The 26,271-nt window shown below is 74.3% G+C and carries 2 protein-coding genes; both read left to right on the forward strand.

What is annotated here, in order from left to right; all coding sequences use genetic code 11:
• Nucleotides 1-205: 205 nt before the first annotated feature.
• Nucleotides 206-11,929, forward strand: coding sequence for a type I polyketide synthase (locus tag QQ657_RS51450; protein WP_284749786.1), 11,724 nt, complete (start codon nucleotides 206-208; stop codon nucleotides 11,927-11,929).
• Nucleotide 11,930: 1 nt separating this feature from the next.
• On the forward strand, nucleotides 11,931-26,258 hold the full coding sequence (locus QQ657_RS51455) for a type I polyketide synthase (RefSeq protein ID WP_284749787.1): 14,328 nt from the start codon (nucleotides 11,931-11,933) through the stop codon (nucleotides 26,256-26,258).
• The last annotated feature ends 13 nt before the right edge of the window (nucleotides 26,259-26,271 follow it).

Genomic DNA, 26,271 nt, shown 5'->3' on the forward strand with positions numbered 1-26,271 from the left:
GGGGGCGCCCCGGGGCGGCCGGCGCGGGGGGGGCGGGGGGGGTGGTTGTGTCACACGCGTGTTACAAAACGTGAAACCCCCCCACGACCCCTAGGCACCGCACTAGACCTGACCTGTCCGCCGTGGACAGCCTCGCCGCGCCTGTGTTGCCGTGAAGGTCGAGCAGTCGCCAGAGGAAGGAATCCGCCCGCCCATGGAGCGTGAGATGACGGGTTTTGCGAGCACTCCGGGCGAGCCGGTCGCCGTGGTCGGGCTGTCCTGCCGCCTCCCGGGCGCGGACGGGCCCGCCGCCTTCTGGCGGCTGCTGACCGAAGGCCGCAGCGCGATCACCGACGTCCCCGCCGAGCGGTGGGACCCGGACGTCTCCGGGGTTCGCCGTGGCGGGTTCCTCGACGACGTCGACCGCTTCGACGCCGCGTTCTTCGGCATCTCGCCACGCGAGGCCGGCGCGATGGACCCGCAGCAGCGGCTGGTCCTGGAACTGGCGTGGGAAGCCCTGGAACACGCCGGGATCGTGCCCGCGAGCCTCGGCGGGAGCGCCGCGGGCGTGTTCGTCGGCGCCATGTGGGACGACTACGCCGCGCTCGTGCACGCGAGCGACCCCGAAACGATCACCCACCACACCATCACCGGCGTCCACCGCAGCCTGCTGGGCAACCGCGTCTCGCACCTGCTTGGCGCGCACGGCCCGAGCTTCACCGTCGACTCCGGCCAGTCGTCCTCGCTCGTCGCCGTCCACCTGGCGGTGCAGAGCCTGCGCCGCGGCGAATGCCCGGTCGCGCTGGCGGGCGGGGTCAACCTGATCTTCTCGCCGGGCAACGCCGTCACCACGGCGAAGTTCGGCGGCCTGTCCCCGGACGGGCAGTGCTTCACCTTCGACGAACGCGCCAACGGTTTCGTGCGCGGCGAGGGTGGCGGGCTCGTCGTCCTCAAGCTGCTTTCGCGGGCGCAGGCCGACGGCGACGAGATCCTCGGCGTCATCCGCGGCACCGCGGTCAACAACGACGGCGCCGGCGACGGCCTGACCGTCCCGGACGCCCAGGCCCAGGCCGCCGTCGTGCGCGGCGCCCACGCCGACGCCGGGATCGAGCCGTCCGCCGTGGGCTACGTCGAGCTGCACGGGACCGGGACGAAGGTCGGCGACCCGATCGAGGCGGCCGCGCTGGGCGAGGTCTTCGCCGCCGGGCGGGACGAGCCGCTGCCGGTCGGCTCGGTCAAGACCAACATCGGGCACCTGGAAGGCGCGGCGGGCATCGCCGGGCTGCTCAAGGCCGTCCTCGCGGTGCGCCACGCCACGCTGCCCGCGAGCCTCAACTTCGCGACGCCGAACCCGGCGATCCCCCTGGACGAGCTGAAGCTGCGTGTCGTGGCGGAGAACGCCGGCTGGGCCGCCGAAACCCGGATCGCCGGGGTCAGCTCGTTCGGCATGGGCGGGACCAACGCCCACGTCGTGGTCGAAGCGGCCGAGCCCGCCGCGCCCCGCGAGACGACGGACGCGACCGCGCCCTGGCTGCTCTCGGCCCGTACCGCCGAGGCGCTGCGGGCGCAGGCGGCCCGCCTGCTGTCGCATGTGGACGAACACCCGGAACTGTCCGCCGTGGACATCGGGTGGTCACTGGCGAACCACCGCACGGCCTTCGCGCACCGCGCGGTCGCCGACGGCCGGGACGCGCTGCGCGCGGTCGCGGACGGCATGGGCCGCACCCAGGGCGTCACCGCCACGAGCGACGACCGCGTCGTCTTCGTCTTCCCCGGCCAGGGCGGGCAATGGGCCGGAATGGCCGCCGAGCTCCTGGACGGTTCGCCGGTGTTCGCCGCGCGGCTGGCCGAATGCGCCGCCGCGCTCGCACCACACTTGGACTGGGACGTCGTCGACGTCCTGCGGGAGACCCCCGGGGCTCCCTCGCTCGACCGCACCGACGTGCTGCAGCCGGTGTTCTGGTCGGTAGCGGTGTCGCTGGCCGCCGAGTGGCGAGCGCGTGGGGTCGAACCTGCCGCCGTACTGGGGCACAGCCAGGGCGAACTCGCGGCCGCAGTCGTCGCGGGCGCGCTGTCGCTGGATGACGCGGCACGGATCGTCGCGCTGCGGGCCAAGCTGCTCGCCACACGGATGGCGGGCAACGGCGGCATGCTGTCGGTCGACCTCCCGGTCGCGGCCGTGACGGAGTTCCTGGACGCCTACCCCGGCCGGCTCTCGGTCGGCGCGGTCAACGGCCCGGCGACCACCGCGGTCTCCGGCGACCTCGACGCCCTCGACGAACTGCAGGCCGAATTCAGCGCGCGCGAGGTGCGTTCGCGCCGGATCGCCATCGCCTACGCCTCGCACTCCGCACAGGCCGAGCCCCTGAAGGACGAGCTGCTGCGGCTGATCGCCGGAATCCGGCCTCAGCCGTCGGAAGTCCCGTTCTACTCCTCGACCGCGGGCGGCCTGCTCGACACCGAGCGCCTCGACGCGGACCACTGGTTCGCCAACCTGCGGCAGCCGGTGCTGTTCGACCCGGCGATCCGGGCCGCGCTGGACGCGGGCGTCGGCCTGTTCGTCGAGGTCAGCCCGCACCCGGTGCTCGTCGGCGGCCTGCTGGAGACCGCGGCCGCCGCCGACCGGCCCGCCGCCGCGGTCGGCACCCTCCGCCGTGGTGACGGCGGCCCCGCACGCTTCGCCACCTCGGTCGCCGAGCTGTGGACCCGGGGCGGCGGCATCGACTGGACGTCCACCTTCGCCGGCGGGGGCCCGGTCGACCTGCCGACGTACGCCTTCCAGCGCGAGCGCTTCTGGCTCGAAGGCGACACCGCCGAAACTGTCGGTACTCACCGATACGCTGGAAACCGGGGGCCGGAGGCCCACCCGCAACCGGCCCAGGACCTGCTCGAAACCGTCCGCGCGCACACGGCGCTGGTGCTCGGCCACCCCGGCCCGGACGCCATCGACCCCACGGCCTCCTTCAAGGACCTCGGCTTCGACTCGATCATCGGCGTCGAGCTGTGCGAGCGGCTGTCCGCCGCGACCGGCCTGAAGGTGCCTGCCACCTCCGTGTTCGACCACCCGACCCCGACCCGGCTCGCTGCGATGCTGCGTTCCGAGCCGGCCGTGACCTCCCCGGCCGTCACGGCCCGCGCCGACGAGCCCATCGCGATCATCGCGATGAGCTGCCGGTACCCGGGCGGCGTGCGCTCGGCGGACGAGCTGTGGCAGCTCGTCGCCGACGGCCGCGACGTCATCGGCGGCCTGCCCGCCGACCGCGGCTGGGACCTCGACGACCTGTACGACGCCAACCCGGGCAAGGCCGGGAAGTCCTACGCGCGCCACGGCGGCTTCCTCGCCGACGTCGCCGAGTTCGACGCGGACTTCTTCGGCATCTCGCCGCGCGAAGCCCTCGCCATGGACCCGCAGCAGCGGCTGCTGCTGGAGACGACGTGGGAGGCGTTCGAGCACGCCGGCATCGACCCCGCGTCGCTGAAGGGCAGCCGCACCGGCGTCTACGTCGGCGCCACCTCGTCCGAGTACGGCCCGCGCCTGTTCGAAGGCGGCGAAGGCTTCGACGGCCACCTGCTCACCGGCACCACCGGCAGCGTCGCGTCGGGCCGGCTGGCCTACGTCCTCGGCTTGGAAGGCCCGGCCCTGACGGTCGACACCGCGTGCTCGTCCTCGCTGGTCGCGCTGCACCTCGCCGTGCGCGCGCTGCTTGCGGGGGAATGCACGATGGCGGTCGCCGGCGGCGCGGCCGTGCTGGCCAGCCCCGGCATGCTCGTCGAGTTCAGCCGCCAGCGCGGCCTCTCCCGCGACGGCCGCTGCCGCGCCTTCTCGGCCGATGCCGACGGCACGGGCTGGGCCGAGGGTGCCGGCGTCGTGCTGGTCGAGCGCCTGTCCGACGCTCAGCGGCTGGGCCACCCCGTGCTCGCCGTCGTCCGCGGCACGGCGGTCAACTCCGACGGCGCGTCCAACGGCCTGACCGCGCCCAACGGCCCCTCGCAGCAACGCGTGATCCGCTCCGCGCTGGCCGACGCCGGACTCGAACCATCCGAAGTGGACGTCGTCGAGGCGCACGGCACCGGAACCCCGCTCGGCGACCCGATCGAAGCCCAGGCACTCATCGCCACCTACGGCCAGGACCGCGAACGGCCGCTGCTGCTCGGTTCGCTGAAATCGAACCTCGGGCACACCCAGGCCGCGGCGGGCATCGGCGGCGTGATCAAGATGGTCCAGGCCCTGCGCCACGGCGTGGTGCCGCGGACCCTGCACGCCGACGAGCCCAGCCCGCGGGTCGACTGGTCCGCCGGCGCGGTGACGCTCGCCTCGGCGGAACAGCCGTGGCCGGAGACCGGCGCGCCCCGCCGGGCCGGCGTGTCCTCGTTCGGCATCAGCGGCACCAACGCGCACGTCATCGTCGAACAGGCCCCGGAACCGGCCCCCGTGGTGTCCGAAGAGGACACCTTGGGAGTGTGGGTGCTGTCCGGCCGGACCGACGCCGCGGTGGCGGACCGCGCGTCGGCGCTGGCGGAGACGCCGCACGGCGTCGCGGAAGTCGGCTGGTCCCTCGCCGCGACGCGGACCGCCTTCGAGCACCGGGCCGCCGTGGTCGGCGAACGCGCCGAGCTCCTGGCCGGCCTGGGCGAGATCGCCACGCGGACCCCCGGCGCGTCCGTGGTCACCGGCGTCACCGGCCCGGTGGGGCGCACGGTCTTCGTGTTCCCCGGCCAAGGTGCGCAGTGGGTGGGCATGGCGGCCGGGCTGCTCGACGAGTCGCCGGTCTTCGCGGACAGGTTCGCCGAGTGCGCGTCAGCTCTCGAGTCCTTTGTCGACTGGTCGCCTTTCGCCATCCTCCGCGAAGGCGCGCTGGACCGCGTCGACGTGGTGCAGCCCCTGTCGTGGGCGGTGATGGTGTCCCTCTCCGCGCTGTGGCAGTCGTACGGAGTCACGCCGGACGCTGTCGTGGGCCACTCCCAGGGTGAGATCGCCGCGGCCGTCGTCGCGGGTGGACTGTCCCTGGTGGACGGTGCCCGGGTGGTCGCGTTGCGCAGCAAGGCGATCGCGGCCGGGCTCGCCGGGCGGGGTGGGATGGCGTCGATCGCGCTCGCCGCCGAGCGGGTCGAAGCCCTGCTCGACGAACGGATTTCGATCGCGGCGTTCAACAGCCCGTCGTCGACCGTCGTGTGTGGCGACCCCGTTGCCCTGCAGGAACTGGTCGCGCGCTGCGAAAGCGACGGCGTTCGGGCGCGGGTGATCCCGGTGGACTACGCGTCGCACTCGGCGCACGTCGAGGCGATCGAAGCCGAACTGCGCGAGGTGCTGGCCCCGATCCGGCCGCGCACCGGCGACATCCCGTTCTACTCGACCGTGACCGCCGAACCGATTGACACCGCGACCCTGGACGCCGGGTACTGGTACCGCAACCTGCGTCAGCCGGTCCTGTTCCGCGACACCGCCGACGTCCTCGCCGAGCGCGGGCACCGGTTCTTCGTCGAAGTCAGCCCGCACCCGGTGCTCGGCGGCGGGCTCCAGGAGACCCTCGAAGAAGCGGCGGTGGTGGGGACGCTGCGCCGCGGCGAAGGCGGCCTCCGCCGGTTCCTGCTGTCGGCGGCCCAGCTGTGGGCGCGCGGCCACGACGTCGACTGGTCGGCCCTCTACCCCCGCCGCCGCACGGTTCCGCTGCCGACTTATCCCTTCCAGCGTCAGCGTTTCTGGATCGAACCGGCGGCCAAGTCCAGCGATGACAGCGGGTTCTGGACCGCGCTCGACGACGACACGCTCGGCCTCGCCGACGACCTGCCGTGGCGCGACGCCCGGGTCGCGCTGTCCCGGTGGCGGCGGCAAGCCGACCTGGACACCTGGCGCCACCGCATCACCTGGCGTGCCTGGCCCGAGCCGCCCGCCACCCCGCTCACCGGTACGTGGCTCGTGGTCACGCCCACCGCCGGAGCCCTCGCCGGGCTGGACGCCGACCTCGTCGAGGTGCTCGTCACCGCCGAGGACGACCGCGCGACGATCGCCGAACGACTGGCCGGCCTGACTCCCGACGGCGTCCTCGCGCTGGGGACTTCCGATGACCCGATCCACGCGGTCACCAGCGTGGCCGTGCTCGTCCAAGCACTCGGTGACGCCGGGATCGACGCACCGCTGTGGTCCCTCACCCGGGGCGCGGTCGCCGCGCTCGACACCGACCCGGCGCCGAAGCCGGCGCAGGCGGCGGTCTGGGGCCTCGGCCGCGTCGCCGCGCTGGAACACCCCGGCCGCTGGGGCGGGCTGATCGACCTGCCCGGGACCTGGGACGCCGAGGCCGCCGCGCGCCTGGCCGCCGTACTGGCCGGCGACGAGGACCAGGTCGCCATCCGGCCGACCGGAGTGCTCGTCCGCCGGCTGGTCCCCGCCTCGGTGCGGGGCAAGACGCCGGGCCGGACCTGGGAGACCCGGGGCACGGCGCTGGTCACCGGCGGCACAGGTGCGCTGGGCAGGCACCTCGCCCGGTGGCTCGTCGCCCACGGCGCCGAGCACGTCGTCCTGACCGGTCGCCGCGCCGCCGACGTGGCCGAGCTGGGCCCCCGGGTGAGCGCCGTGATCTGCGACGTCACCGACGCGCACGCCCTCCGGGAGCTGGTCGACGGCATCGACGACCTCCGGACCGTCGTCCACGCGGCGGGTGTCGGCACGCTCGCCACGCTCGACGACACCGACCCGGCCGCGATCGCCGAAGTCCTGCGGGCCAAGGTGCTCGGCGCACAGCACCTCGACGACCTGCTCGGCGACCGCGAGCTGGACGCCTTCGTGCTCTTCTCCTCGATCTCCGGGGTCTGGGGCGTCGCCGACCACGCCGCCTACGCCGCGTCGAACGCCTACCTCGACGCGCTCGCCCTGCGCCGCCGCGCGCTCGGCCGGACCGCGCTGTCGATCGCTTGGGGCCCTTGGGCGGGCGGCGGCATGATCGCCGAGACCCTGCACGACGTCCTCGCCCGCCGCGGCGTCCCGGTCATCGAGCCCGAGCTCGCCTTGGCCGGCCTCGGGCAGGCGCTGGGCCACGAAGAGGCGTTCGTCGCGCTGGCCGAGATCGACTGGCCGGTGTTCGCCGACGTCTTCACCGCCGTCCGGCCGAGCCCGCTGCTCGCCGAGCAGCCCGCGGTCAAGCAGCTCCGCGAACAGTCCCCGGAAACGTCGGGCTGGGGTGATCAGCTCGCCGCATTCACCGGGCCGGAGCGCGAAAAGTTCGTGTCCACTGTGGTCCGGCAGCAGGTCGCGGCCGCGCTCGGGCACGCGAGCCCGGAGACCGTCGACGTCCGGCGTGCGTTCAAGGATCTCGGCTTCGACTCGCTCACCGCCGTCGAGCTGCGCAACCGGCTGAGCGCGGCGACCGGGCTGAAGCTGCCGAGCACCCTCGTGTTCGACCACCCGACCGCCGCACTGCTGACCGAGCACCTGCTGGCCGAGGTGGCCCCGGAGTCCACTGTGGACGCGACGCCGGTCCCGGTCGCGGCCCCCGCCGACGACGACCCGATCGCCATCGTCGCGATGGGCTGCCGCTTCCCCGGCGGCGTCACCACGCCCGAACAGCTCTGGACGCTGCTGACCGACGGCGTCGACGCGATCTCCGGCCTGCCCGCCGACCGCGGCTGGGATCTCGGCTCGCTCTACGACAGCGACGCGAGCCGGCCCGGCACGACCTACGCGCGTCACGGTGGGTTCCTCGCCGACGCCACCCGGTTCGACCCGGCGTTCTTCGGGATCTCGCCGCGCGAAGCCGTCGCGATGGACCCGCAGCAGCGGCTGCTGCTGGAGGTCTGCTGGGAGGTGTTCGAACGCGCCGGGATCGACCCCACCGCGCTGCACGGCACCCCGGCCGGCGTGTTCGTCGGCATGACCGACCAGGCCTACGGCTCGGGCGGCGGCTCCGAGGGCGAGGACTACCTGGTCACCGGCGCGGTGTCCAGCGTCGCCTCCGGCCGGATCGCCTACGTCCTCGGCCTGGAGGGTCCGGCCGTCACGGTCGACACGGCGTGCTCGTCGTCGCTGGTGGCCCTGCACCTCGCGGCGCAGTCGCTGCGCTCCGGCGAGTGCTCGATGGCGCTCGCGGGCGCATCGATGGTGATGTCGACGCCGAGCCAGTTCCTCGGCTTCAGCCGCCAGCGCGGCCTCGCGCCCGACGGCCGCTGCAAGCCGTTCGCCGCCGCCGCCGACGGGTTCGCCCTCGCCGAGGGCGTCGGCGTCCTGCTGGTCGAGCGGCTGTCCGACGCGCGCCGCCACGGGCACCCGGTGCTCGCGGTGCTGCGCGGGTCGGCGATCAACTCCGACGGCGCGTCCAACGGCCTGACCGCGCCGAACGGCGGGTCCCAGCAGCGGGTCATCCGCGCCGCGCTGGCGGGAGCGGGCCTGCGTCCGTCCGAAGTGGACGTCGTCGAAGCGCACGGCACCGGCACCCCGCTGGGCGACCCGATCGAAGCGCAGGCGCTGATCGCCGCGTACGGCCCGGACCGCGAACGGCCGCTGCTGGTCGGGTCGCTGAAGTCCAACCTCGGGCACACGCAGACCGCGTCCGGCGTCGCCGGCGTGATCAAGATGGTCGAGGCGATGCGGCACGGGCAGCTGCCGAAGACGCTGCACCTCGACGAGCCGACGGCGGAGGTGGACTGGTCGTCCGGTGTGGTCGAGCTGACGGCCGAGGAGCGCGCGTGGCCCGAGACCGGGGCCCCGCGGCGCGCGGGCGTGTCGGCGTTCGGCATCAGCGGCACCAACGCGCACGTGATCCTGGAGCAGGCACCCGAAGCGGCGCCGGTGGAGGCACTTCCGGACACCGTGGGCACGTGGGTGCTGTCGGGCCGATCCGAAGCCGCCGTGCGCGAGCAGGCAGCGGCGCTGGCGGAGGCAGAGCACGGCGTCGCCGAGGTCGGCTGGTCACTGGTCAGCACCCGGCCGGCGTTCGAGTACCGGGCGGCGGTCGTCGGCGATCGCGACGAGCTTCTGGCCGGGTTGCGTGAGCTGGCCGCGGGGAGCCCTGTGACCACCGGGACCGCGGGGGAGACCGTCTTCGTCTTCCCCGGCCAGGGTGCGCAATGGGCCGGGATGGCGGTCGACCTGCTCGACGAGTCGCCCGTCTTCGCCGAGCGGATCGCGCAGTGCGCGGCCGCGCTGGCCCCGTACGTGGACTGGTCGCTGACCGAGGTCCTGGGCGACGCGGACGCCCTCGAACGGGTTGACGTCGTGCAACCGGTGTCGTGGGCCGTGATGGTGTCCCTGGCCGCGCTCTGGCGGGCGCACGGGGTCGAACCCGACGCGGTCGTCGGGCATTCGCAGGGCGAGATCGCCGCCGCGGTGGTCGCGGGTGGACTGTCCCTCGAGGACGGTGCCCGGGTGGTGGCGTTGCGCAGCAAGGCGATCGCCGCCGGGCTCGCCGGACGCGGCGGGATGGCGTGGATCGCCGCCCCGGAAGCCGAGGTCGCCCCACTGCTGGAGCCCTACGGCGGCCGGCTCTCCATCGCCGCGGTGAACGGGCCGGGTTCGGTCGTCGTCTCCGGCGAGGTCGAGGCCTTGGACGAACTGGTCGCCGAAACCGGTGACCACCTGCGCGTCCGCCGGATCCCGGTGGACTACGCATCGCACTCGGCCGCGGTCGAGGCGATCGAAGCCGAGCTGAGCGAGGTCCTGGCGCCGGTCCGGCCCCGGCCGTCGGCGATCACCTACCTCTCCGGCGTCACCGGCACGCCGGTCGACACGGCCACGCTCGACGCCGGGTACTGGTACCGCAACCTGCGTCAGCCGGTGCGGTTCCACGACGCCACGAAGACGCTCATCGAAGCCGGGCACCGGTTCTTCGTCGAAGTCAGCCCGCACCCGGTGCTCGGCGGCGGGATCGAGGAAACCCTCGACGAGACGGAGGAGAGCGCCGCCGTCGTCGGCACCCTGCGGCGCAACGCGGGTGACCTCCGGCGGTTCCTGGCTTCCCTCTCCCAGCTGTGGGCACACGGCCACGACGTCGACTGGTCGGTGCTGTACCCGGTCAAGCGGACGGTTCCGCTGCCGACGTACCCGTTCCAGCGTCAGCGGTTCTGGCTCGAACCGCGCTCCGCCGCCCCGGTCGTCCGGTCCACAGTGGACGAATTGCGTTACGAGGTCCGCTGGAGCCCCCTGGCCACTCCCCGCGCCACGACGCTCGATGCGGGCTGGCTGGCCGTGGTGCCCGCCGGGGCCGACTTTCGGGACCTGCTCGGCGAAGACGTCCGCGTGCTCGAAGTGGCCGCTCAGGACCGTTCCGAGCTGGCGGCCCTGCTGGCCGCCGAAGACACGCCGGCCGGGGTGGTTTCCCTGCTGGCGCTCGACGACGAGCCGCACGCCGAGCACCCCGTGCTCACCGCCGGGCTCGCCGGCAACGTCGTGCTCACGCAGGCGCTGGCCGACGCCGGGATCGCCGCCCCGCTGTGGTTCGCGACCCGCGGCGCCGTCTCGACCGGTCCGGGCGAGCCCCTGCACAGCCCGGCCCAGGCGATGGCCTGGGGCCTCGGCGGGATCCTCGGCCTCGACCAGCCCGACCGCTGGGGCGGCCTCGTCGACCTGCCGCCCGTCACCGACGCCACGACCGCCGGCCGGTTCGCGGCGGTCCTCACCGGCCACGACGGCGAAGACCAGGTGGCGCTGCGGCCGTCGGGGGTGTTCGCCCGCCGGCTGGTCCGCGCGGCGGCCTCCCCGCCCGTCCGCTGGCGGCCGCACGGCACAGCGCTGGTCACCGGCGGCACCGGCGCGCTCGGCGGGCAGGTCGCCCGCTGGCTCGCCGCGAACGGTGCCGAGCACCTGGTGCTCCTGAGCCGCCAGGGCGAAGAGGCGCCTGGGGCCACGGACCTCACGGGCGAGCTGTCCGCACTCGGGGCGAAGGTCACCGTCGCCGCCTGCGACGTCTCGGACCGCGACGCCCTGCGCGAACTGCTCGCGGAGCTGCCGCCGGTGAACGCCGTGGTCCACACGGCCGGCGCGGTGGACGTCGAACGCCCGATCACCGCCGTGACCCTGGCCGACTTCGCGGATCTGGCCGAGGCCAAGGTGCGCGGCGCGCGGAACCTCGACGAGCTGTGCGGGGACCTGGACGCGTTCGTCCTGTTCTCCTCCGGCGCAGGCGTCTGGGGCAACGCGGGCCAGGCGGGCTACGCCGCCGCGAACGCCTACCTGGACGCGCTGGCCCACCAGCGGCGCGACCGCGGGGTGCCGGCGACCTCGATCGCCTGGGGTGCCTGGGCGGGCGGCGGCATGGTGGACGAGAACGTCGGTGCGCAGCTGGAGCGGCGCGGGGTCCCGATGATGCGGCCCGAGCTGGCCGTCACCGCGATCCAGCCGTCGGTCGACACCAGCGGTCCGACGACGGTCGTCGCCGACATCGATTGGGCGAAGTTCACCCCGCTCTACACCGCGTCCCGGCAACGCCCGCTGCTGCGAGAGCTACCCGAAGCGCAGCAGGAGTCCCCTGTGGACAGTGACGGCGAGCTGGCGAAGCGGCTGCGTGCGGCGTCGGAAAACGAACGCGAGCGGGTCGTGCTCGACCTGGTTCGCGGCGAGGCCGCCACGGTGCTCGGCTTCCCGGGCCGCGACGCCGTCCGGCCCACGCAGACGTTGAAGGAGCTCGGGTTCGACTCCTTGACCGCGCTCGACCTGCGCAACCGGCTCAGCGCGGCGACCGGTCTGAAGCTGCCCGCCACGCTGGTCTTCGACTACCCGACCCCCGCCGCCGTGGCCCAGCACGTGCTCGAAGGCCTTTTCACCGAGGACACCGCGGACGACGAGCTGGACCGGATCGAGGCCGCGCTGGCGGCCCTGCCGACCGAGCTCGTCACCGCCCGGCTGCGGAAGCTGCTGTGGAAGTGGGACGACACGGGCGACGACGAAGACGACGGCCTGGAACTCGACACGGCGACCGACGACGAGATGTTCGCGGCGATCGACCGAGAACTCGGAATCTCTTGACGTGACCGGAAAACCTTCCCAGGAGCGGACGCAGATGCGCAACGAGGACAAGCTCCGTGACTACCTCAAGCGGGTCACGGCCGATCTGAAGCTGGCCAACCGCCGCCTGCACGACGTCACCGAGCGCCGCGCCGAACCGATCGCCGTCGTGTCCATGAGCTGCCGGTTCCCGGGCGGGGTGACCGACCCCGAGCAGCTGTGGGACTTGCTTGCCGAGGGCCGCGACGCCGTGTCGCCGTGGCCCGCCGACCGCGGCTGGGACCCGGAGCTCTACGACCCCGACCCCGAGCGGGTCGGCCGCAGCTACGTCCGCGACGGCTGCTTCCTGACCGACGCCGCCCAGTTCGACCCGGCGTTCTTCGGCATCTCCCCGCGCGAGGCCGTCGCGATGGACCCGCAGCAGCGGCTCCTGTTGGAGACCACTTGGGAGGCGTTCGAGCGGGCGAAGCTCGACGCGGCGGGCCTGCGCGGCAGCAAGACCGGCGTGTTCGTCGGCGCCAGCAACCAGGGTTACGCGGGCGGCATGGTTACCGCGCCCGAAGGCCTGGAAGGGCTCCTGCTCACCGGTGGTTCGGCCGCCGTGCTCTCCGGCCGGCTCGCCTACACCTTCGGGCTGGAGGGCCCGGCCGTCACCGTCGACACGATGTGCTCGTCCTCGCTGGTCGCCCTGCACCTGGCGGTCTCCGCGCTGCGCAACGACGAGTGCTCGATGGCCCTGGCCTGCGGCGCGACCGTGATGGCCAACCCCCGCAACTTCGTCGAGTTCAGCCGCCAGCGCGGTCTCTCCTCCGACGGCCGCTGCCGCGCCTTCTCCGCCGACGCCGACGGCACCGGCTGGGGCGAAGGCGTCGGTGTCGTGCTGCTGGAACGGCTGTCCGACGCGCGCCGCAACGGCCACCCGGTGCTCGCCGTTATCCGCGGCACCGCGATCAACCAGGACGGCGCGTCGAACGGCCTGACCGCCCCCAACGGGCTTGCGCAGCAGCGCGTCATCGAGGCGGCGCTGGCCAACGCGCGGCTCGCGCCCGAGCAGGTCGACGTCATCGAGGCGCACGGCACCGGCACCAAGCTGGGCGACCCGATCGAGGCGCAGGCCTTGCAGGCGACCTATGGCCGCGACCGCGAACGGCCGCTGCTGCTCGGCACGGTCAAGTCGAACATCGGCCACACACAGGCCGCCTCCGGCGTCGCCGGCGTGATCAAGATGGTCCTGGCCCTGCGCGCGGGCGTCCTGCCGAAGACGCTGTTCGTCGGCGAGCCGACCCCGCACGTGGACTGGACCGACGGCGCGGTCTCGCTGCTGACCGAACAGACGGAGTGGCCCGAGACCGGTGCGCCGCGCCGGGCCGGGGTGTCGTCCTTCGGTGGCAGCGGCACCAACGCGCACGTCGTGCTGGAAGGCGTCACCGACGAACCCGAGGCGGTCGCGGAGTCCACTGTGGACACCGCGGTGTGGGTGCTGTCGGGCCGGTCCGACGCCGCTTTGAAGGCCCGCGCGGCGGAGCTGGCGGACCTGCGGGACGGAAACATCGCCGACGTCGGCTGGTCGCTGGCCGGGACGCGCTCGGCGTTCGAGCACCGTGCCGCGGTGATCGGCCGAGACTTGCCCGCACTGGTCGCGGGCGTCCGCGAGATCGCCGACTCCGGCACGGCCGCCGGTGGCACGGTGGTCGGCGGCGAGGCGCAGGCCGTCGGGGGGACCGTGCTGGTCTTTCCCGGCCAAGGGGCGCAGTGGGCCGGGATGGCCGTGGATCTGCTGGCCGCAGCCCCGGTGTTCGCGGCCCGGATGGCCGAATGCGAGGCGGCGCTGTCGGCTTTCGTGGACTGGAAGCTGACCGACGTCCTCGGCGACGCGACCGCCCTGGAACGCGTCGACATCGTGCAGCCGGCCTCGTGGGCGGTCATGGTCTCGCTCGCCGCGCTGTGGGAGTCCCACGGCGTCACGCCGGACGCCGTGGTCGGGCACTCGCAGGGCGAGATCGCGGCCGCCGTCGTCGCCGGTGCGCTGTCGTTGTCCGACGGCGCGAAGGTCGTCGCGCTGCGCAGCAAGCTGATCGCCGGCCGGCTCGCTGGGCTCGGAGCGATGGCCTCGATCGCGGCACCGGAAGCACAGGTCGAGACGCTGCCCGCGGCCGGACGGGTGTCCATCGCCGCGGTGAACGGACCCGCGTCGGTGGTGATTTCCGGCGAGATCGCCGCCGTCGAGGAGGTCCTGGCGCGCGCCGAGTCCGAAGGTCTGCGCGTGCGCCGGATCCCGGTGGACTACGCGTCGCACTCCGCGGTGGTCGAAGTCCTCGAAGCCGAACTCCTGGAAGCCCTGGCGGACCTCGAACCCCGCGCCCCGCGGATCGCGTTCGTCTCCAGCGTCACCGGCGAGGCGGCCGAGACCCTCGACGCCGCCTACTGGTACCGCAACCTGCGGCACCGCGTGCGGTTCCAGGACGCCACCAGCACCCTCATCGCCGACGGGCACCGGTTCTTCGTCGAATCGAGCCCGCACCCCGTCCTCGGCGGCGGCATCCAGGAGACCCTGGACGCCGCGCTCGACCCCGGTTCGGCGGCCGTCGTCGGCACGCTCAGGCGTGGCGAAGGCGGCTTGACGCGGTTCCTGACGTCGGTGGCGCAGCTGTGGACGCAGGGCCACGACGTCGACTGGTCGGCCGTCTACCCGCAGGCGCAGCCGGTCGCTTTGCCGACATATCCCTTCCAGCGGCAGCGCTACTGGCTCGAAACCCCGGTCGAGACCGCCGCGGCCGACGACGGGTTCTGGACCGCCGTCGAGGACGGCGCCCTGACCGACGAGCTGGGCGTCTCCGCGGAAACGCCGTGGGAGGAGGTGCTGCCCGCGCTGGCGGACTGGCGCCACCGCCGCACCGAGCTGTCCACAGTGGACCAGTGGCGGTACCGGATCACCTGGCACCCGGTCGCCGCACCCGCACCGGCGTTGTCCGGCACCTGGCTGGTCGTGCACGCGCCCGACGTCTGCCTCGACGCCCTGGAGAAGGCCGGCGCGGTGGTCCGCACCCTGCAGGTCGACGAGGCCGACGACCGCGCGTCGCTGGCCGAGCGGCTGCGCACCGAGACCGACGTCGCCGGCGTGCTCTCCCTGCTCGCGCTCGATGAGAGTGCGCACGCCACGCACCCGGTGCTGTCCCGGGGACTCGCGGCGAACCTCCTGCTCTCCCAGGCTCTCGGCGACGCCGGCATCGGCGCGCCGCTCTGGCTCGCGACGCAGGGCACCGCCGTCGTCGTGCCCGGCGACGAGGCGCCGCGTCCCGGCCAGGCCACGACCGGGGGCCTCGGGCGCGTCCTCGCCCTGGAGCACCCCGACCGCTGGGGCGGCCTGGTCGACCTGCCGGAAACCCTGGACGAACCGGCCGCGACCCGGCTCTGCGCCGCGCTCGCCGGGATCGGCGACGAAGACCAGTTGGCCGTCCGCGACTCCGGGCTGTACCAGCGCCGCCTGCGCCGCGCGCCCTTGAGCGGCACCGCGCCCGAGTGGCGGACGAGCGGCACCGCGCTGATCACCGGCGGCACCGGCGGGCTCGGCGCGCACGTCGCCCGCTGGCTCGTCGGCCGCGGGGCCGAGCACCTCGTGCTCACCAGCCGCCGCGGTCCCGACGCGCCCGGCGCCGTCGAACTGCGGGAAGAACTCGAAGCGATGGGCGTCGAGGTGACGATCGCCGCGTGCGACGTCGCCGACCGCGAGGCGCTGACGTCGCTGGTCAGCGGCCTGCGAGAGATCCGCACGGTCGTGCACACCGCCGGCGTCGGCCTGCTGGCCGCCCTGTCCGACACGGACCTGCCCGAGTTCGAAGAGGGCGCCCGCGCGAAGCTCGCCGGCGCCCGCCACCTCGACGCCCTGTTCGGCGAAGCCGACCTCGACGCCTTCGTGCTGTACTCCTCGGTCGCAGGCGTGTGGGGCAGTGGCGACCACGGCGCATACGCCGCCGCGAACGCCTTCGTCGACGCGCTCGCCGAGAGCCGCCGCGCTCGCGGGCTCGCCGGGACCTCGGTCGCCTGGGGCATCTGGGCCGGCGACGGCATGGTCTCCGACGTCGTCGCCGACCAGCTCAAGTGGCGCGGGATCCCGTTCATGGCCCCGGAACCGGCGCTGCTCGGGCTCGGCCAGGTGCTCGACCACGCCGAGCCGTTCCTGGCCGTCGCCGACATCGACTGGGAGCGGTTCGTCCCGGTCTTCACCGCCGCCCGCCCGCGGCCGCTGCTGTCCGAGGTACCCGAGGTCGCGGCCGTGCTGGCCGCCGAGTCGGAGGTCACCGAGGAGGAGACCGGCGCCGCGGGTGCCTTGCGCGCCAAGCTGTCCCCCCTGTCCGAACCGGACCAGGAGCGCGAACTGCTCGGACTGGTCCGCAAGCACGCGGCCGCCGTGCTCGGCTACGCCGGGCCGGAGGACGTCGACTCCTCGCGGGCGTTCCGGGAGCTGGGCTTCGACTCGCTGACCGCGATCGAACTGCGCAACCGGCTCACCGCGGCCACCGGCCTCAAGCTGTCCGCCACCCTCGTGTTCGACTACCCGAACGCGACCACCCTCGCCCGGCACGTCCGCACCGAGGTCCTCGGCGCCCCGGCACCCGAAGTGGTGGCGTCGGCCGTCGCGACCGACGAGCCCCTGGCCATCGTCGGCATGAGCTGCCGGTTCGCCGGCGGCATCGGCAGCCCGAAGCAGTTGTGGGACCTGATGATGGCCGAGGCCGACGCCATCGGCGAGTTCCCCGGCGACCGCGGCTGGCACCCGGGCGACCTCTACGACCCCGACCCCGACAGCGCCGGCCACAGCTACACCCGCGCGGGCGGGTTCCTCTACGACGCCGCCGAGTTCGACCCGGGCTTCTTCGGCATCAGCCCGCGCGAAGCCCTCGCGATGGACCCGCAGCAGCGCGTCGTCATGGAAGCCTCGTGGGAAGCCTTCGAGGACGCCGGGTTCGACCAGGCCACCGTCCGCGGCAGCCGCACCGGCGTGTTCGTCGGCGCCAGCGGTCACGACTACGGCCAGCGGCTGCGGGAAGTTCCCGAGGGCGTCGAGGGCCACCTGGTCACCGGCGGGACCGGCAGCGTCACGTCCGGGCGCGTCGCCTACACCTTCGGGCTCGAAGGCCCGGCGGTCACGATCGACACCGGCTGCTCGTCGTCGCTGGTCGCGCTGCACCTGGCCGGCCAGGCGCTGCGGTCGGGGGAGTGCGACCTCGCGCTGGCCGGCGGCGTCGCGGTGATGTCGACCCCGGCGCCGTTCGTCGCGTTCAGCCGCCAGCGCGCGCTGGCCGCCGACGGCCGGAGCAAGCCGTTCTCCGCCGAGGCCGACGGCATGGGCCTGGCCGAGGGCGTCGGCATGCTGCTCGTCGAACGGCTTTCCGACGCGAAGCGCAAGGGACACCGCGTGCTCGCCGTGGTCCGCGGCACCGCGACCAACCAGGACGGCGCGTCCAACGGCCTGACCGCCCCGAACGGCCCGTCGCAGCAGCGCGTGATCCTCTCCGCGCTGGCCGCCGCCGGGCTCGAACCGTCCGAAGTGGACGCCGTCGAGGCGCACGGCACGGGCACCACGCTGGGCGACCCGATCGAGGCGCAGGCCCTGATGGCCACCTACGGCCGTGACCGCACGGCCCCGTTGTGGCTCGGCTCGGTCAAGTCGAACATCGGGCACAGCCAGGCCGCGGCGGGCGCCGCCGGCGTCATCAAGATGGTGCTGGCCATGCGTCACGGCGTCCTGCCGCGCTCGCTGCACTCGGAACACCCGTCGCCGCATGTCGACTGGTCCTCCGGGGCCCTCGAACTGCTCACCGAGGCCACGCCGTGGCCGGACAAGCCGGGACCCCGCCGCGTCGGCGTGTCCTCGTTCGGCGTCGGCGGCACCAACGCCCACGTCGTGCTCGAACACGACCCGGCTCCCGAGCCGGTCGTCGAGCGAGAGCCGGTCGTGGGACCGGTGCCGTGGGTGCTTTCGGCCCGCTCGGCGGCCGGACTCCCCGCGCAGGCGGAGAAGCTGGCGGCGGTCGGCACCGCGGACATCGCGGACGTCGGCTGGTCCCTCGCTTCGACGCGCACCGCGTTCGAGCACCGGGCCGTGGTGCTCGGCGACGACCGCGACGCTTTGCTGGCCGGGCTCACCGACCTGACCACCGGGACGCCGAGCGCGTCGGTGGTGACCGGGGTGGCGTCCGCGGTGGGACGGACGGTGTTCGTCTTCCCGGGCCAGGGCGCGCAGTGGGCCGGGATGGCCGTGGGGCTGCTGGACTCGTCGCCGGTGTTCGCGGAGCGGTTCGCGGAGTGCGCGGCGGCCCTGGAGTCCTTTGTCGACTGGTCGCCGTTCGCCGAGCTGCGCGAAGGTGCGCTGGACCGGGTCGACGTGGTGCAGCCGATGTCGTGGGCGGTCATGGTTTCGCTGGCGGCGCTGTGGCAGTCGCACGGCGTCTCGCCGGACGCCGTCGTGGGGCACTCCCAGGGCGAGATCGCCGCGGCGGTGGTCGCGGGTGGACTGTCGCTGATGGACGGTGCTCGCGTGGTCGCGTTGCGCAGCAAGGCGATCGCCGCCGGGCTCGCGGGCCGGGGCGGGATGGCGTCGATCGCGTTGGACGCGTCTCGCGTGGCCGCCCTGCTCGACGACCGGATCTCGATCGCGGCGTTCAACAGCCCGTCCTCGACGGTGGTCTGCGGTGACCCGGTGGCGTTGGAGGCCCTGGTCGCGCGCTGCGTGGCCGACGGCGTCCGTGCTCGCGTGATCCCGGTGGACTACGCGTCGCACTCGGCGCACGTGGAAGCGATCGAGAGCGAACTGCGTGAAGTCCTCGCCACGGTCGAGCCGCGGACCGGCGAGGTCCCGTTCTACTCGACGGTGACCGCCGAGCCGATCGACACGGCGACGCTGGACGCCGGGTACTGGTACCGCAACCTGCGCCGGCCGGTGCTGTTCACCCAGACCGTCGAGGCGCTGGCGGCGCGGGAGCACACCGTCTTCGTCGAGGTCAGCCCGCACCCGGTCGTCACGTCCGCGATCGCCGAGGCCGTCCCGGACGCCGTCGCCACCGGCACGCTCCGGCGCGGCGAGGGCGGCCTGACGCGCTTCCGCACGTCGCTGGCCGAGCTGCACGTCCGCGGCGTCGACGTCGACTGGGCCCCGGTCTTCCCGAGCGCCTCGGCGATCCCGCTGCCCACCTACGCCTTCCAGCACCAGCGCTACTGGCTGGACGTCCCCGCCCACGCCGACCCGCTGGACGACGAGTTCTGGGCCGCCGTCGAGCAGTCCGACTTCGAAGCGCTCGCCGCCTGGCGCGGCGGCCGGCAGGCCAAGTCCACTGTGGACGACTGGCGGTACCGGGTCGAGTGGACGCCGCTCACCGTCGCGACCGGCACCACCGTGGCGGGCTGGCTCGTCGTCGGACCCGACCCGCACGGCCTCGCCGACGGCCTGGGTGCGCGGCCGCTGGCGCTCCCGTCCGAAGCGGACCGGGAGCGGTGGGCCGAGCTGCTTCGCGAGGCGGGCCCGTTCCAGGGGGTGCTCTCCCTGCTCGACGGTCTCGTCCCGAACCTGACGCTGCTGCACGCCCTCGGCGACGCCGGCCTCGACGCACCGCTCTGGTGGGCCACCAGCGGCGCGGTCAGCACCGGCGACGCGGACCCGATCCGCGCCGCCGAGCAGGCCCTGACCTGGGGCTTCGGCCGGATCGCGGCCATCGAGTACCCGCAGCGCTTCGGCGGCCTGGTCGACCTCCCGGCCGACCTCGACGCCCGCGCCGTCGCCCGGCTCGCCGCCGTCCTCGGGTCGCCCGGCGAGGACCAGGTCGCCGTGCGCGCGTCCGGCGTCTTCGGCCGCCGGCTCGTCCGCGCGGAACCGGCCCGGGGTACGACGACGCCGTGGACGGCATCCGGCACGGTGCTGCTCACCGGCGGCACCGGCGGGGTCGGCCCGCACCTCGCCCGCTGGCTCGCCCGGGCCGGCGCCGAGCGGCTGATCCTCACCAGCCGGCGCGGGCTGGATCTCCCCGAGCTGACCGAAGAACTGGCCGACCTCGGCACCGAGCTGACCGTCGCGACCTGCGACGTCGCCGACCGCGACCAGCTCGCCGAAGTCCTCGCCGGGCTGCCGGACCTGACCGCGGTGGTGCACGCCGCCGCCGTGCTCGACGACGGCGTCCTCGACGGCCTCACCGGCGAGCGGATCGCGAACGTGCTGCGCCCCAAGGCCGACGCCGCGCGGCACCTGCACGAGCTGACCGCGGACCGCGACCTTTCCGCGTTCGTCCTGTTCTCCTCGCTGGCGGGCACACTCGGCGGCCCGGGCCAGGCGAGCTACGCCGCGGCCAACACCTACCTCGACACGCTCGCCCGCGAGCGCCGCGCCGCGGGCCTGCCCGCGACGTCCGTCGCCTGGGGTGCGTGGGCCGGCGGCCGCGGCGAAGGCCTCGCCGAGCAGGGCCTGCCCGCGATGGCCCCCGACTTGGCGATCCTCGCGCTGCAGCAGGCTCTGGACGAGGACGAGACCGTGCTCGCCGTCGCCGACATCCGCTGGGACCGCTACCGCAAGACCCTCGCCCAGGGCCGGCCGAGCGCCGCGCTCCTGGGCATCCCCGAAGCCGCCGCGCCGGAAGCCGCAGCCGTCGAAAGCGGCTGGGCTCAGCGCCTGGCCGGGCTCGGAGCGGACGAGCAGCACCGGCTGGTCCTGGAGCTGATCCAGGCCCAGGCCGCGGTGGCGCTCGGCTACCCCGGACCCGAGTCGATCGAGGCCGACCGCGCCTTCCGCGACCTCGGCTTCGACTCGCTCACCGCCGTCGACCTGCGCAACCGCCTGGGTGAAGTCACCGGCCTGCGGCTGCCGGTCACGCTCGTCTTCGACCACCCGACCGCCGTCGCGCTCGCCGGCCACGTCCGGCGCGAGCTGGTGGGCGACGAGCTGACCGAAACCGCCGCCCCGGTGGTGGCGGGCACCGACGAGCCGATCGCCATCGTCGCGATGTCCTGCCGCTACCCCGGCGGCGTCGCCGACCCGGACGACCTGTGGCGGCTCGTCGCCGACGGCGTCGACGCGGTCGGCGAGTTCCCGGCCGACCGCGGCTGGGACATCGAAGGGCTCTTCGACGCCGACCCGGACAAGCCCGGCACCTTCTACACGCGCGGCGGCGGCTTCCTGCACGACGCGGCCGACTTCGACCCGGCGTTCTTCGGGATCGCGCCGCGCGAGGCACCGGCGATCGACCCGCAGCAGCGGCTGCTGCTGGAGACGTCGTGGGAGGCCGTCGAGCGCGCGGGCATCGACCCGGCGCTGCTGCGCGGCAGCCGGACCGGCGTGTTCGTCGGCTCCAACTACCACGACTACGGCTCCCGGGTGCGGCACGCGCCGGGCGAGTTCGAGGGGCACCTGGCGACCGGCAGCGCGGGCAGTGTCGCGTCCGGCCGGATCGCCTACACCTTCGGGCTGGAAGGCCCGGCGGTCACGGTCGACACGGCGTGCTCGTCGTCGCTGGTCGCGCTGCACTGGGCGGTCAAGGCCCTGCGGTCGGGCGAGTGCGACCTCGCGCTGGCCGGCGGGGTCACGGTGATCTCCTCGGTCGACACGTTCGTCGAGTTCAGCCGGCAGCGCGCGCTGTCCCCGGACGGCCGGTGCCGCGCGTTCTCCGCGGACGCCGACGGCGCGGGCTGGGCCGAGGGCGTCGGCATGGTACTGGTGGAACGCCTTTCCGACGCTCAGCGGCGGGGACACCCGGTGCTCGCGGTCGTGCGCGGCAGCGCGGTCAACCAGGACGGCGCGTCCAACGGCATGACCGCCCCGAGCGGGCCCGCGCAGCAGCGCGTCATCCGCGCGGCGCTGGCCGACGCCGCGCTCACACCGTCCGATGTGGACGCTGTCGAAGCGCACGGCACGGGCACCACGCTGGGCGACCCGATCGAGGCGCAGGCGCTCATCGCGACCTATGGCCAGGACCGCGAACGGCCGCTGTGGCTGGGGTCGGTGAAGTCCAACATCGGGCACACCCAGGCCGCGTCCGGCATCGCGGGCGTGATCAAGATGGTGCAGGCGCTGCGCAACGGTGTCCTGCCGCGCACCCTGCACGCCGAGACGCCGTCGCCGCACATCGACTGGTCCGCCGGGCAGGTGCAGCTGCTGTCCGAGCCGGTCGAGTGGGCCGCGAACGGCCACCCGCGCCGCGCTGCGGTGTCCTCGTTCGGGGTCAGCGGCACCAACGTGCACACGATCCTCGAAGAAGCACCTTCGCTTCCCGAGTCGCTGGAAGTCGTTTCCCCGCAACGGTTCAGTGTCTGGCCGGTGTCGGCCCGGACCGAAGCCGCGCTGCGCGGCCAGGCGCGCCGGCTGCTGGCGGCGACGGAGTCCGAAGTGGACGCTGCTGACGTCGCCCGATCACTGTCCGCCCGTGCGAAGTTCGGTCACCGTGCGGTGGTCGTCGGCGAGAGCCTCGGCGAGCTGCGTGACGGACTGGCCGCGCTGGCCGCGGACCGCCCCGCCACCGGACTGCGGCAGCACACCGCCCGATCCGGCCGCACGGCGTTCCTGTTCACGGGGCAGGGCGCCCAGCGGCTCGGCATGGGACAGGAGCTGTACGCGCGGTTCCCGGTCTTCGCCGACGCCTTCGACGCGGTCTGCGCGCACTTCGACCTGCCGCTGCGCGACGTCATCTTCGGCGACGACGCGGCCCGGCTCGACCGGACCGGCTTCACCCAGCCCGCGCTGTTCGCCGTCGAGGTCGCGTTGTTCCGGCTCCTCGAATCGTGGGACGTCCGCGCGGACTTCCTCGCGGGCCACTCGATCGGCGAGCTGTCCGCGGCGCACGTCGCCGGGGTGCTTTCGCTGGCCGACGCGGCCAAGCTCGTCGCCGCGCGCGGGCGGCTCATGGAAGCCTTGCCCGAGGGTGGGGCCATGGTGGCGATCGGTGTCCCCGAGGCCGAGGTCGTCCCGCTGCTCGACGAGCGCGTGTCACTGGCCGCGGTGAACGGACCCGACGCCGTGGTCGTTTCGGGGGAGACCGAAGCCGTGCTGGCGCTCAAGGAGCACTTCGCGGCACTGGGCCGCAAGACCAAGCGTCTGGAGGTCTCGCACGCGTTCCACTCGCCGCTGATGGACCCGATGCTCGGCGAGTTCGCCGCCGTCGCCGAGAGTCTCACCTACCAGCGGCCGCGGATCCCGATCGCGTCGGTGGGGGACGTCGCGACGCCGGAGTACTGGGTGCGGCACGTGCGCGAGGCCGTCCGGTTCGCCGACGGCATCCGCGGGCTGGCCGCCGAAGGCGTCACCCGGTTCGTCGAGCTGGGTCCGGACGCGGTGCTCGCCGCGCTCGTCCCGGACTGCGCCGGACCGGCCGAGCTGAGCGTGGGATCGGTGCTGCGCAAGGGACACGACGAAGAGCGGTCCCTGCTCACCGCGCTCGCCGGGCTGCACACCGCCGGCGCCGACGTCGACTGGGCCGCGGTGCTCGCCGGCGGCGGCCACGTCGAACTGCCGACGTACGCGTTCCAGCGCGAGCGGTACTGGCTGGATGTCCCGGCCGTGACCGGCGACGTCACCGGCGCCGGGCTCAGCGAAACCGGGCACCCGCTGCTGGGCGCGTCGGTCTCGCTCGCCGGTTCCGATGGCGCGCTGTTCACGAGCTTGCTCTCGGCGACCAGCCACCCGCTGCTCGCGCAGCACGTCGTGCTCGGCAGCGTGCTGCTGCCCGGAACGGCGTTCATGGAGCTGGCCATGCACGCCGCGGAGAAGGTCGGCTGCGAACGCGTCGAAGAGCTGACTCTCGCGGCACCGCTGGTGCTGCCGGAGACCGGCGGGGTGCGGCTGCAGGTCGCCGTCGGCGGGCCCGACCGGTTCGGCACCCGCTCGATCGACGTCTACTCCCGCGCGGACGACGCGATGGAGGACGAGCCGTGGACCACGCACGCCAGCGGCTCGCTCGCCGCGACGGCCGCCCCCGCGGCCGGTGACCTCACCGGGACCTGGCCGCCGGCCGGGGCCGAGCCGATCGACCTCGACGGGCTCTACGACCGCATCGCGGCCAACGGGTTCGACTACGGCCCCGCGTTCCAGGGGCTGCACCGGGCGTGGCGTGTCGGCGACGAGATCTTCGCCGAAGTCGACCTGCCGGCGGAGGAGCGGGCGGAAGCCGAACGCTTCGGCCTGCACCCGGCGCTGCTGGACGCGGCCCTGCACACTGTGGCCCTGCGCGACGAAAGCCGTGCGGTGCTGCCGTTCACGTGGTCGGGCGTGACCCTGCACGCCGGTGGCGCGTCGGCGCTGCGGGTGCGCGTCACCGGGCAGGGCGACGACACGGTCGCCCTGGCGGTCGCCGACCAGGACGGGCTGCCGGTGGCCACCATCGGTGCGCTGACGCTGCGGCCGGTCTCGGCCGAGCAGCTGGACGTCGCGCGCTCGGCGTACCACGAGTCGCTGTTCCGGGTGGGCTGGGTGATGGCCCCGATCACGCCGGTCAGCCACTCGGCGGCCGAACGCTGGGCGGTCGTCGGGCACGACGTCGGCGTCCGCGTCACCAAGGCCCTCGGCACCGCGGGCGTCCCGGTGGAGTCCTACCCGGACTTCGACGCGCTCGGCGCGGCCGTCGCGGCGGGTGCCCCGGTGCCCGAGGTGGTCGTGATGACGAGCGGCCCGCAGCACGACGAGGATGTGGCGCGCGCGGTCCGGACCGCTACCCACGGCGCGCTGGAACAGGTGCAGGAGTGGCTGGCGAGCGAGCGGTTCGCCGGCTCGCGGCTGGTGTTCGTCACCCGGGGCGCGATCGCGACGCGGGTCGGCGAAGGCATCACCGACCTCGCGACCGCGGCGGTCGTCGGCCTGGTCCGCTCGGCGCAGTCGGAGAACCCGGGCCGGTTCGTGCTGGTCGACCTCGACGACCGCGAAGTCTCCTACGCGGCGCTCCCGTCCGCCGTGGCCTGCGGCGAACCGCACGTCGCGGTCCGGATCGGCGCGATCCAGGTGCCGCGCCTCGCTCGCGTCCCGGCCACCAGCCCGGCGCCGGTGGCCGCGTGGGACCCCGAGGGCACGGTGCTGATCACCGGGGCCACCGGGACGCTCGGCACGCTCGTCGCCCGGCACCTGGTGACCGCGCGCGGAGCCCGGCGGCTGGTGCTGACCAGCCGCCGCGGACCGGCCGCGGAAGGCGCCCGGGAGCTGGTCGACGAGCTGACGGCCTGGGGCGCGGACGTCACCATGGCCGCCTGCGACGTCGCCGACCGGGACTCGCTGGCCGCGTTGCTCGCGGCCATCCCCGCCGAGCACCCGCTGACCGCGGTGGTGCACACGGCCGGCGTCCTCGACGACGGCGTCGTGTCCGCGCTGACCACCCGCCAGCTGGACACGGCCTTGCGGCCCAAGGTCGACGCGGCGTGGCACCTGCACGAGCTGACCGCCGGGATGAACCTGGCGGGGTTCGTGGTGTTCTCCTCGCTCGCGGGGACGTTCGGCGGCACGGGCCAGGCGAACTACGCGGCGGCGAACGCGTTCCTCGACGCGCTGGCGCACGTGCGCCGGGCGCAGGGGCTGCCGGGGCTGTCGCTGGCGTGGGGCCTGTGGGCCGAGCGCAGCGGCATGACCGGCAAGCTCGGCGAGGCGGACTTGTCGCGGCTGGCCCGCGGCGGCGTCGAGCCGATGCCGTCGGAGGAAGGGCTGGACCTGTTCGACGTGGCGTGCACCCTCGACGAGGCGGTGCTGCTCCCGGTCCGGCTGGTGGTGGAGGCGATGCGCGACCGCGTCGGCGAAGACGCGATCCCGGTGATCCTCCGCAGCTTGATCCGCACGCCGGTCCGGCGCGCGGTCCGGGCGTCGGCGGCCCCGGCCGACCCGGTGGACAGCCTGACCCACCGCTTGGCGGGGATGTCGGAGGCGGAGCGCGACGGAGCGTTGCTGGACCTGGTCCGCACCCACGCGGCAACGGTCCTGGGGTACGCGGTCCCGGACGCGATCGAGCCGGACCGAGGGTTCTTGGAGCTGGGCTTCGACTCGCTGAGCGCGGTGGAGCTGCGCAACCTCCTGGGAGCGGCAACGGGGTTGCGCCTGCCGGCGACGTTGCTGTTCGACTACCCGTCGACGACGGTGCTGGTGGAGTACTTGAGGTCCGAGCTGGTCCCGGACGTCCCGGCGGCGATCCTGCCGGCGCTGGCGGAGCTGGACCGCGTGGAGTTCGCGTTGCCGGAGCTGCTGGCGGATTCGTCGGCGCGCGCGACGTTGGGGACGCGGCTGCAGGAGCTGTTGGCCCGGGTGAACGGAGCGTCGGCGACGGCGACGGCGGTGGAGGAGAAGCTGGAGTCGGCGACGGACGACGAGATGTTCGCGCTGATCGACGAGCTCGACCTCGACTGACGTCCGGAACCGG

This window comes from Amycolatopsis ponsaeliensis (assembly GCF_030182635.1).
GTDB lineage: Bacteria > Actinomycetota > Actinomycetes > Mycobacteriales > Pseudonocardiaceae > Amycolatopsis > Amycolatopsis ponsaeliensis.

Excerpts from the sequence above, each read along its gene's own strand:
- QQ657_RS51450 (WP_284749786.1), top strand. The coding sequence starts at position 206 with ATGACGGGTTTTGCGAGCACTCCGGGCGAGCCGGTCGCCGTGGTCGGG.